Below are 11547 nucleotides of genomic sequence, written 5' to 3'. Positions count from 1 at the left end.
GACGCCTTCGCGATGGCCGACCAGGTGCTCTACTCGGGCGTTGCCTGCATCACCGACCTGATGGTCAAGGAAGGCCTGATCAACCTCGACTTCGCCGACGTGAGAGCGGTGATGAAGGAGATGGGCAAGGCGATGATGGGCACGGGCGAGGCCTCCGGCGACAAGCGCGCGCTGACCGCCGCCGAAGCCGCGATCGCCAACCCGCTGATCGACGACAGCTCGATGAAGGGCGCCAAGGGCCTGCTGATCTCGATCACCGGCGGCAAGGACCTCACCTTGTTCGAGGTCGACGAAGCCGCGACCCGCATCCGCGAGGAGGTCGACCAGGACGCCAACATCATCGTCGGCGCGACCTTCGACGAAGCGCTCGACGGCCTGATCCGCGTCTCGGTCGTTGCCACCGGCATCGAGCAGGCCGCGATCGCCCGCAACACCCAGGCCACCAGCGCTCCGGTTGCGAACCCGGCCCCCCAGGCTCAGCAGGCGCCGGCTCCGGCCGCTGTTGCCGAGAGCCGGCTCGCCGACCTGACCGCACGGCTGCGCGCCGACAATCAGCGCATGGCCGAGCGTGCCCAGAAGCTGGAATCGCAGATCCCGGCCGCCGCGCCCGCCGCACCGCGTCCCAATGTCGAGCGTGCCGCCCTCGCGGCCATCGCCGCCGCCGTTGCGGACGTCCCGCAGGCGCCCGCGCCGATGCAGACCTATGGCGACGTCACCGTGCGCCCGATCGCGCAGAAGCCGACCCTGTTCCCGGAGCCCGAGCAGACCCCGCTCGCCATGCAGGAGCCGATGACGCCGGAAACCTTCATCCCCCCGCAGGCCGAGCGTGGGCCGGCCCGCGCCCCGCGGATGCCGCGCATCGACGAACTGCCGATGCCGGCCCAGGCCGAGCTTCGCCAGGCCCGCGGCGAGGTCGAGGAGGAGACGCCGCAGAAGACCCGCCTGTCGCTGCTCCAGCGCCTCGCCAATGTCGGCCTCGGCCGTCGCGACGAGGAGAGCGAGCCGCCGATCGCAGCCCGCACCGCCGGCCCGGCGATGCCGCCGCTGCCCGATCGCAAGCCGCAGCGGTCCGTCGCGCAGCAGATCGCATCCAACGAGCCGGTATCGGAATATGCTCGCCGGTCCGCGCCGCAGGGTCTCGACGCCCATGGCCGCCCGGCGCCTGTTGCGCCGGCGCCACAGGGAGACGACCATCTTGATATCCCCGCCTTCCTGCGGCGTCAGGCGACGTAAGGATTGTTACAACAAGGCAGATGCAAAAAGGTCCCGGCGGGAAGCTTGCCGGGACCTTTCCTTTGATCCCGTGAATACCCGGGTGCAGCCGCCAAGCAACTGATTCTAAATAGTTAATTATGTATTGGATGATTCAGTAAGGCTGCCGATAGCAGCCCCAAACCCCGGCGTAATTTGGTTAAGCCTTGGCGCGAATACGGCGGGTTTGGGGTAACAATCGGTAAAAAAGCGTGAGTTGGCGCTGTTTGAGGCAGTGACTATGGTTTGCCGTGACTTGGGGATACGGATTCGGACAGTCGGCCATGGCCACTCAGTCGGGTCTTGTATAAGTCGCAATGGGTCGTAGTGGGGCGGGTTCCTGATGAAATTTAGCCGGCAAACAACGCTTCGTGCGCAAGCCTCGGTGGCAGGCGTCGGCGTTCACTCCGGTCTTCCCGTGACCGTCACCCTCGGCCCTGCGCCGATCGATGCCGGTTTTGTTTTTGTCCGCACCGGCCTCGAGGGATGTGACCGCGAAGTGCAGGCGACCGCCGATCAGGTGATCGCAACCGAGTTCGCGACCGTCCTTGGTGATCGCACCGGCCCGCTGGTCTCCACCGCCGAGCATGTGCTCGCTGCACTGCGGGGCATGGGCGTCGACAACGCCACCATCGAGATCGATGGTCCGGAAGTGCCGATCATGGACGGCAGCGCCGCGGCCTTCATTGCGGCGATCGATCAGGCCGGCATCGTCACCCAATCGGCGCAGCGCCGCTTCATCCAGGTCTTGAAGCCGGTCTCGGCCAAGGTCGGCGACTCCTTCGGCGAGATCCGGCCCCATGCCAACGGGTTCCGCGTCGAGGTCGAGATCGACTTCACCAATCCCGTCATCGGCCAGCAGAGCTACGCCTTCGACCTGAGCGCCGAGCGCTTCCGCCGCGAAGTCGGCCGTGCCCGGACCTTCGGTCTGATGGGCGATGTCGCCCGGCTCTGGAGCGCCGGCTACGCGCTCGGCGCCTCCTTCGACAACACCGTCGTGTTCGACGACGAGCGGCTGCTCAACACCGAGGGCCTGCGCTACGCCGACGAATGCGCCCGCCACAAGGTTCTGGACGTCATCGGCGACCTCGCGCTGGCCGGCCTGCCGCTGCTCGGCGCCTATCGCTCGGTTCGTGGCGGCCACAAGCTCAACCATGCCGTTCTGACCGCGCTGCTCGCCGACCGGACCGCCTGGCGGGTGGTCGAGGGTGAGGCGGCCCGCCGCACCTCGCGTCCCGTTGCCGAGGTTGGCCGGGGTATCGTCGGCGGCCGGATCGCCGCCGCCTACGGGCCGGATGTGTCCTGACCGACCGTTATCGCAGGCGTTGGCCGCTGCTTCCCCCGGGAAACTGCTGGTAACCATGATCGGCTAGCATTGCGGCACGTTCGCCTTAATGCGGGCGGAATGCCTGCCTATCCGGTTGGTTAACTATCGTTTTTCGGTTACACCGGCGTGGTCGCATGGCGGGCATCACGTTCACATTTCGCGCCCATGACGGAGTTCATGGGCTGGCGGGCACCGCATCACAGGGCGTCAGGGCTTAAACTCATGTCGGCACAGCGTATGGCGCGCGGATATCTCTCGGTTTCGCCAGCGGCTTCGATCGGGGCCCGTGGATTGCTCCGGGCCGCCACCTTCCTGGTGCTCGCGCTGCCGCTTGCCGGCTGCGGCACCGGCGCGCTCTGGGACAAGTTCACCGCCAAGGACGACACCTTCGTCGAAGAGCCCGCCGACAAGATCTACAATGAGGGCTTGTACCTCATGAACGAAAAGAAGGACATGAAGGCGGCGAACAAGAAGTTCGAAGAGGTCGACCGCCAGCATCCCTATTCCGACTGGGCGCGCAAATCGCTGCTGATGTCGGCCTATGCGTCCTACCAGGGCGGCGACTATGACGGCTGCATCGGCGCCGCCACCCGCTACGTCACCCTGCATCCCGGCAGCCCGGACGCGGCCTACGCGCAATACCTGATTGCAGCGTCCCATTACGACCAGATCCCCGACATCAGCCGCGACCAGGCCCGGACCGAAAAGGCGATCGCCGCGCTGGAAGAGGTGAACCGCAAATATCCGAACTCGGAATACGCGACCTCCGCCAAGGCCAAGATCGAGGGCGCGCGCGACCAGCTCGCCGGCAAGGAAATGAACGTCGGCCGCTACTACATGCAGAAGCGCGACTACACGGCCGCGATCAACCGCTTCAAGGCCGTGGTGACGCAGTATCAGACCACCCGCCATGTCGAGGAGGCGCTGTTCCGCCTCACCGAGGCCTATATGGCGATCGGCATCGTCGGCGAGGCGCAGACCGCGGCCGCCGTGCTTGGGCACAATTTTCCTGACAGCCGCTGGTACAAGGACGCGTATAATCTTGTAAAATCCGGCGGTCTCGAACCGAGCGAGAATCAGGGGTCCTGGATCAGCAGGACCTTCAAGAAAATGGGTCTCGGCTAGGAAATTTGGTTCCATGCTGGCGCGTCTGTCGATCCGTGACATCGTCCTGATCGAACGGCTCGATATCGAATTCGCCACCGGGCTCGCGGTTTTGACCGGCGAGACAGGTGCGGGAAAATCCATCCTGCTCGATGCCTTTGCGTTGGCGCTCGGCGGCCGCGGCGACGCCGGCCTCGTGCGCCATGGCGCGGAGCAGGGGCAGGTTACCGCCGTGTTCGATGTCCCGACGAATCACCCTGCAACGAAGATCCTGGCCGAGAACGGCCTGGAGGACATGGGGGCTGCGGATTCCGGCGAGATGATCCTGCGCCGGGTCCAGCTCGCCGACGGCCGCACCCGCGCCTTCATCAACGACCAGTCGATCAGCGTGCAGACGCTGAAGGCGGTCGGCACCGCGCTGGTCGAGATCCACGGCCAGCATGACGAGCGCGCGCTGGTCGATGCCGCCACCCACCGCCGCCTGCTCGACGCCTTTGCCGGCCTCGAGAAGGATGTGGCAGCTGTCGAGGCGCTCTGGGACGCGCGCCGCACCGCGAACACCGCGCTGGAGGAGCATCGCACCGGCATGGAGCGCGCCGCACGCGAGGCCGACTATCTGCGCCACGCCTCCGACGAGCTGAAGCAGCTCGCGCCCAAGGACGGCGAGGAAACCTCGCTCGCCTCCCGCCGCACCACCATGATGCAGGGTGAGAAGATCGCCTCCGACCTGCGCGAGGCGCAGGAGGTGGTCGGCGGCCATAATTCGCCGGTCGCGGCGCTCTCGGCCGCGGTGCGCCGGCTGGAGCGCCGCGGTGTCAATTCGCCGGCGCTGGTCGAGCCCGCGGTGAAGGCGATCGATGTCGCGATCAACGCGCTGGAGGAGGCCGACCAGCATCTGCTGGCCGCGCTCGCCGCAACCGACTTCGATCCCGCCGAACTCGAACGCATCGAGGAGCGGCTGTTCAGCTTGCGTGCGGCCTCGCGCAAATATTCGACGCCGGTCGACGGGCTTGCCGCGCTGGCCGCCAAATACGCCGCCGACGTCGTGCTGATCGATGCCGGCGCCTCGCGATTGAAGAAGCTGGAGCAGGCCGCGATCGAGGCCGATGCCCGCTATGCCGCGGCCGCCAAGAAGCTGTCGATGGCGCGGCAGAAATCGGCGGACAAGCTCAACAAGGCGGTCAATGCCGAGCTCGCGCCGCTCAAGCTCGAACGCGCCAAGTTCATGACGCAGGTCGAGACCGACGAGCGTTCGCCGGGGCCGCAAGGCTTCGACCGCGTCGAGTTCTGGGTGCAGACCAATCCGGGCACCAAGCCGGGGCCGATGATGAAGGTCGCCTCCGGCGGCGAGCTGTCGCGTTTCCTGCTGGCGCTCAAGGTCGTGCTGTCCGACCGCGGCTCGGCGCCGACGCTGGTGTTCGACGAAATCGACACCGGTGTGGGCGGCGCGGTCGCCGACGCCATCGGCGCGCGGCTGGCGCGGCTCGCCGGCAAGGTGCAGGTGATGGCCGTCACCCACGCCCCACAGGTCGCTGCGCGCGCCGACCAGCATCTGCTCATATCCAAGGATGCGCTCGACAAGGGCAAGCGCGTCGCCACCCGCGTCAACGCACTCGCCGCCGACCACCGCCGCGAGGAGATCGCGCGGATGCTCGCGGGCGCCGAGATCACGGCGGAAGCGAGGGCGGCGGCGGACCGGCTGCTCAAGGCGGCGACGGCCTAGGTTTCGTGTCCCGGACGCGCGTAGCGCGAGCCGGGATCCAGACTGCCGGCCCCATGGGCCCCGGATCAGCAGCGCACCGTTTCGCGCTGCGCAGCGTCCGGGGCACGAGATTTCCACACGCCTTTACCGTCCTACCCGCTCCGTCGTATTCAACCACCATGGCAAGAGCAGCAAAATCCAAAGCAAGGCCGCTTCCCGACGTCGCCGGCCTCACCAAGGCACAGGCCAAGGTCGAGCACATGCGGCTGGCCCTTGAACTGGAAGGGCACGACAAGCGCTATTATCAGGACGACGCGCCATCGGTCACCGACGCCGAATATGATGCGCTGCGCCAGCGTTTCAACGCGATCGAGAAGCGTTTTCCGGAATTCGTCAGCGCGGACTCGCCCTCGCAAAAGGTCGGCGCAGCGCCCTCCGGGCGCTTCAAGAAGGTGCGGCATGCCGTTCCCATGCTGTCGCTCGACAATGCCTTTGCCGAAGAAGACGTGCGCGATTTCGTCGGCCGCATCGTCCGCTTCCTCAAGCTCGCCGACGACGCGGTCGATTTTTCCGCCGAGCCGAAGATCGACGGGCTCTCGATGTCGCTGCGCTACGAGGGCGGCGAGCTTGTCACGGCGGCGACGCGTGGCGACGGCGCGGAGGGCGAGGATGTCACCGCCAATATCCGTACGCTCGAAGACGTGCCGCACAAGCTCAAGGGCCGCAACGTCCCCGACATCTGCGAGGTGCGCGGCGAGGTCTATATGACCAAGAAAGCCTTCCTGGCGCTCAACGAGCGACAGAAGGCCGAAGGCAGCACCATCTTCGCCAATCCGCGCAACTCGGCCGCCGGCTCGCTGCGGCAGAAAGACCCGACCATCACCGCGTCGCGCCCGCTCGGCTTCTTCGCCTATGCCTGGGGCGAGATGAGYGCGATGCCCGAGGGTACGCAGAGCGGCATGATCCACTGGTTCGAGCGCTGCGGCTTCAAGACCAATCCGCTGACGAAGCTGTGTCACTCCGTCGAGGAGCTGCTCGCCTTCCACCAGAAAATCGAGGAGCAGCGCGCAAAACTCGACTACGACATCGACGGCGTCGTCTACAAGGTCGATCGCCTCGACTGGCAGGAGCGGCTCGGCTTCGTCTCGCGCACGCCGCGCTGGGGCATCGCGCATAAATTCCCGGCCGAGCAGGCCATGACTGTGCTGCGCGACATCGAGATCCAGGTCGGCCGCACCGGCTCGTTCACCCCGGTCGGCAAGCTCGAGCCGGTCGGCGTCGGAGGCGTGATCGTGCAGAACGTCACGCTGCACAACGAGGATTACATCAAGGGCATCGGCAACAAGGGCGAGGTGCTGCGCGAGGGCCGCGACATCCGGATCGGCGACACCGTGGTGATCCAGCGCGCCGGCGACGTCATCCCGCAGGTCGTCGACGTCGTCCTCGACAAGCGGCCGAAGAACGCAAAAGAATTCCACTTCCCGAAGACGTGCCCGTGCCCGCTCCACACCGACGTCACGCGCGAGGAGACCGCGGCCGGTGAAGAGGGCTCACGCGCGCGCTGCACCGGCGAATTCGCCTGCCCCTATCAGAAGATCGAGCACTTGAAACTGTTCGTGTCGCGCCGCGCTTTCGACATCGACGGGTTAGGCGAGAAGCAGCTCCAGTACTTCTTCGACGAAGGTTTTGTGAAAGAGCCGGCCGACATCTTCACGCTGGAAAAGCGCAATTCGAAGCTCAAGCTGGAAGAGATCGAGGGCTATGGCGCAACCTCGGTGCGCAATCTGTTCGGCGCCATCGAGAGCCGGCGCAGAATCGCGCTGGAGCGCTTCATCTACGCGCTCGGCATGCGCCATGTCGGCGAGACCACCGCGCTGGCGCTGGCGCGCGGCTACGGCTCGTGGGACGCCTTCCACGACGCCTGCCTCAAGGTCGCCAAGGGCGACGAGGAGGCGATGGCCGAGATGGACGCGCTCGACCAGATCGGCGACACCGTGATCAAGAGCATCGCGGATTATTTTGGCGAGAGCCACAACCGCGGCATCGTCGAGCGCCTGACCAAGGAGGTCGAGATCGTCGACGCCGAGAAGCCGAAGAGCAACTCGGCCGTCGCCGGCAAGACCGTGGTGTTCACGGGGTCGCTGGAGAAGATGACGCGGGACGAAGCCAAGGCGACCGCCGAGCGCCTCGGCGCCAAAGTGTCGGGCTCGGTGTCGAAGAAGACCGACCTCGTGGTGGCCGGTCCCGGTGCGGGCTCCAAGCTCGCCGAGGCCAACAAGCACGGCGTCAAGGTGCTGACCGAAGACGAGTGGCTGAAGCTGATCGGGGAGTGACCTCTCACCGTCATTCCGGGGCGATGCGAAGCATCGAACCCGGAATCTCGAGATTCCGGGTTCGCACTTCGTGCGCCCCGGAATGACCCGCTAGCCCCTCACATCATCCCGCTCTCTTCCTCCTCCGCCTGCTCGATCAGCTTCTCGTCCACCACGATCTCGCGGCGGGGCACGATGAAGATCATCACGCCGGCGCAGAGCAGCGAGATCGCGAGGACCGCGGAGGTCAGCGGCAGCGTCGTGGTGGAGTGGCCGCCGAGATAGGCGCCGAATTGCGACATCAGCGCGCCGATGCCCTGCTGGAGAAAGCCCATTGCGCCGGAGGCGGTGCCGGCGGCCTCGGGGCGGATGCTGATCGCGCCGGCGGCGGAGTTCGCCATCACGAAGGCATTGCCGGCCATCACGATCATCTGGGTGCCGAACAGCCACGCCGGGGCCTCGTTCCAGCCGGCGAAGCTCCAGACCAGGTTCAAGAGGCTGCCGCTCAGTTGCAGCGCCAGTCCGAACCAGATCAGCCGCTCCAGCGCGTGCCGCGGCGCGAAGCGCACGCACAGGAGGTTGCCGACCAGATAGGCAAAGCCGGAGGTCGCGAACCACGCGCCGTATTCGGCGCTGCTGCGGCCCATCTGCGTCACCACGATGTAGGGCCCGCCACCGGCGAAGGTGAAGATGATCTGGGACGCCAGCACCTGGCACAGCACGTAGCCGATGAAGGCGCGATTCCTGATCAGCATGCCGACGTCGCCGCGAAAGCCGCTGCCGGCGGCGCGGCTGCGGCGCGTCTCGGGCAGCGCCAGCGCAATGCCGACGGCGACCGCGAGCGCGCCGGCCGTGATGGCATAGAAGATCGCGCGCCATCCGAACGCGGTCTCGATCAGGCCGCCGGTGAGCGGCGAGAGCATCTGCCCGATCATCAGGGCCGCGATCACGAGGCTGATCATGGAGGCGACGCGTTCGCGCGGATAGATATCGCGGATGATGGCGCGGCTCACCACCATGCCGGTGGCGCCGCCGAGCGCCTGGAAGAAACGCGCTGCGATCAGTTGCGGCAGGTTCTGCGCGACGATGCAGGCGAGGCTCGCGGCGACCATCAGCGCGAGGCCCGCGAGCAGGACCGGACGGCGCCCGAACTTGTCCGACAGCGGTCCCATGATGAGCTGCGAGCAGGCGATGCCGACCATGAAGAGCGACACCGTCATCTGCGCGATCGAGATGTCGCTGCCGAAATTCGCCGCCAGCAGCGGCAGCGCCGGAACCAGCATATAGAGCGAGACCGGCGCAATGCCGGTCATGACGACCAGCAGCAGCAACACCACGCGCGAGGTCGCAATATTGCTGTTCGCTGCCGCTCCCGGCGGCCCGCTGATCATTCCGTGCATGCGCGTCCGTTTCTCGAATTCGAATCGGACTGTAGCGTGCTCGCACAAGACGGATATCGGCGTTTCGGAATGCGGCTATACGGATTCCGGGACGGTTATAATAGCAGCGCGATGGCGACCGATTGGGCGTGTTGCTCGCGCAACATCTCCGCTGTCATTCCCCGCGAAAGCGGGGAATCCAGTACGCCGCGGCTTCTCAGCATACGTTTGCCGTCTCTGGAGTACTGGATGCCCCGCCTGCGCGGGGTATGACAGCGATGGTGGCGAGGGAGCCTTGCGCAAATCGCGTAGTGCCATGCGCGCGCCGGCATGGCGAGCTTACCGCGTCAGCTCCGCGGTCGCCTGATCGAGCCACGCCTGCGTGGCCTCATCCAGCGCCGGCCGCACCTCGGCCCTGACCCGCGCGTGGTAGGCATTGAGCCAGTCGAGCTCATCCTTGCTCAACATCGCCACATCGATCAGCCGCCGGTCGATCGGCGCCAGGGTCAGCGTCTCGAACGCGTTCATCGGCTTCTCGGCGCCCGTGATGTCGGCCGCAACCACCAGCTCGAGGTTCTCGATGCGGATGCCGAAGCCGTCGGTCTTGTAGTAGCCGGGCTCGTTGGAGAGGATCATGCCGCGCTTCAGCGGCGTGGTGCCGAGTTTTGAAATGCGCGCCGGCCCCTCATGCACGCTGAGATAACTGCCGACGCCATGGCCGGTGCCGTGCTCGAAATCGATTCCGGCGGCCCAGAGATATTGCCGCGCCAGCGTGTCGAGCTGTGCGCCATTGGTGCCGTCGGGGAAGACCGCGCGCGCGATCGCGATGTGGCCGCGCAGCACGCGGGTGAAGCGGTCGCGCATCTCGGCCGTCGGCTCGCCCACCGCCATGGTGCGGGTGACGTCGGTGGTGCCGTCCTGATATTGCGCGCCGGAATCGATCAGCAGCAGGTCGCCGGGTGCGATCCGCCGGTTGCTCTTGCGGGTGACGCGGTAGTGCACGATGGCGCCGTTCGGGCCGGTGCCGGAGATGGTCGGGAACGACACGTCCTTCAAGGCGCCGGTGTCGCGGCGGAAGGTTTCCAGCGCCTCCACCGCGTCGATCTCGGTGAGCTTGCCGCTTGCCGCCTCGCGATCGATGAAGGCGAGGAAGCGCGCCAGCGCCACCGCGTCGCGCCGATGGGCCGTTTTCGTGCCCGCGATCTCGGTGGTGTTCTTGACCGCTTTCAACAGCGCGACCGGATCGCTGCCGCGCACCGGCTTGCCGCCGGCGCCCGCGATCAGCCGGCTGAGCGCGTCGGCCGCGGTGGCGCCGTCGAGCGCGATGGCCGCGCCGCTCGTGGCCAGCGCCATCAGCGTCGGCGCCAGCGCATCGGGCTCGCGGACGTCGGCAGACTGCTCGAGATGGTCGCGGGTGAGGTTGGAGAGCTTGCGGTGGTCGATGAACACGGTCGGCCGGCCGTCCTTCGGCACCAGCGCATAGGACAAGGGCAGCGGCGTGTGGGCGACGTCGGCGCCGCGGATGTTGAAGGTCCAGGCCACCGCGTGGCTGTCGGAGAGCACCAGCGCCTCGGTGCCGAGCTTGGCGATCTCGCCCTGGATCTGTGCGACCTTCTCGGCCTCGCCGAGGCCGGCATGCTGCACGCCGTGCACGGCGACCGGGGCGAGCGGCGGCTGCGGCCGGTCCTGCCAGATCGCGTCGACCGGATTGCTGTCGACCGCGACGAGCTCGGCGCCGGCCCTGGCGCAGGCGGCGGATAGACGCTCGGCTGCCGCAAAAGTGTGCAGCCACGGATCAAATCCTAGGCGATCGCCGGATTTGAGATGCGCGGATACCCAGCTTTCCGGCGGCGGATCGATCAGCGATTCCACCGCCCAGGCCTTCGCGTCGACCTGCTTGGCCGCCTGGAGCGTGTAGCGGCCATCGACGAACACCGCGGCCTCGTGGGTCAGAACCACCGCAAGTCCCGCCGAGCCGGTAAAACCGGTCAGCCAGGCGAGCCGCTCTTCCGACGGCGCCACATATTCATTCTGCTGCTGATCGGCGCGCGGAACGACGAAGCCGGTCAGCTTGCGGCGGGCGAGTTCTTCACGAAGTGCGGCAAGCCGCGCCGTCAATGCGACGCCGGCTTCCGGCTCCTCGAATGTCTGGAAGTGTGCTTCGAACATGGTGGATCACTTTAGGATCATGAGGATCAGTCCGCAATCTGGACGCAATCGCGGCGCATCTGGCATGGACTGTGCTTGAAAAAGGTCCGCTTGGGTCGAGTGGAGTAAAGGGATGCGGCCTCTGAGCTTCGTCCGGATAACAGGGAAATTCGAGCAAGTGTTTCTACTCAACGGCGAGGGGATACACGATGCCTGCGTTCACGTTTGAGAAGATTTCGCCGCCGGTCCGCCGCGCACCGGCCGCAACGACACCGAAGAAGCCCCGCGGCCTCATCAGCCAGATGATCGACCGTTTCGCCGAGC

7 protein-coding genes are annotated in these 11547 nt (G+C 66.5%); 5 read left to right on the top strand and 2 right to left on the bottom strand.

Features of this window, described 5'->3' with window-relative positions; all coding sequences use genetic code 11:
- From ACXJL8_RS20450 to ligA, 5 genes are all read left to right on the top strand, one after another.
- A partial coding sequence (locus ACXJL8_RS20450) for a cell division protein FtsZ (RefSeq protein WP_456685470.1) occupies positions 1-1233 on the top strand: 1233 nt, incomplete at its 5' end.
- A gap of 361 nt (positions 1234-1594) precedes the next feature.
- Positions 1595-2557 (top strand): UDP-3-O-acyl-N-acetylglucosamine deacetylase, encoded by a 963-nt coding sequence (gene lpxC, locus ACXJL8_RS20445; protein ID WP_456622398.1) that lies wholly within the window; start codon positions 1595-1597, stop codon positions 2555-2557.
- A gap of 243 nt (positions 2558-2800) precedes the next feature.
- Positions 2801-3703 carry an outer membrane protein assembly factor BamD gene (locus ACXJL8_RS20440; RefSeq protein ID WP_456622397.1) on the top strand — a complete coding sequence of 301 codons (903 nt, stop codon included), beginning with the start codon at positions 2801-2803 and terminating at the stop codon, positions 3701-3703.
- A 13-nt stretch (positions 3704-3716) separates the two neighbouring features.
- Positions 3717-5405: a DNA repair protein RecN gene (gene recN, locus ACXJL8_RS20435; protein ID WP_456622396.1), complete on the top strand. Its 1689-nt coding sequence runs from the start codon at positions 3717-3719 to the stop codon at positions 5403-5405.
- Positions 5406-5563: 158 nt separating this feature from the next.
- On the top strand, positions 5564-7717 hold the full coding sequence (gene ligA / locus ACXJL8_RS20430) for an NAD-dependent DNA ligase LigA (RefSeq protein WP_456622395.1): 2154 nt from the start codon (positions 5564-5566) through the stop codon (positions 7715-7717).
- A 98-nt stretch (positions 7718-7815) separates the two neighbouring features.
- Here ligA and ACXJL8_RS20425 read toward each other — a convergent pair whose 3' ends face one another.
- Both ACXJL8_RS20425 and ACXJL8_RS20420 read right to left on the bottom strand, forming a co-directional pair.
- Positions 7816-9096, bottom strand: coding sequence for a multidrug effflux MFS transporter (locus ACXJL8_RS20425; RefSeq protein ID WP_456622394.1), 1281 nt, complete (start codon positions 9094-9096; stop codon positions 7816-7818).
- Between the two features lie 318 nt (positions 9097-9414).
- On the bottom strand, positions 9415-11244 hold the full coding sequence (locus tag ACXJL8_RS20420; RefSeq protein ID WP_456685469.1) for an aminopeptidase P family protein: 1830 nt from the start codon (positions 11242-11244) through the stop codon (positions 9415-9417).
- Between the last annotated feature and the right edge of the window lie 303 nt (positions 11245-11547).

The sequence above is a fragment of the Bradyrhizobium sp. P5_C11_2 genome (assembly GCF_054049755.1).
Note: the sequence above shows the minus strand (reverse complement) of the source record. Positions and strands in the feature narration are given on the sequence as shown.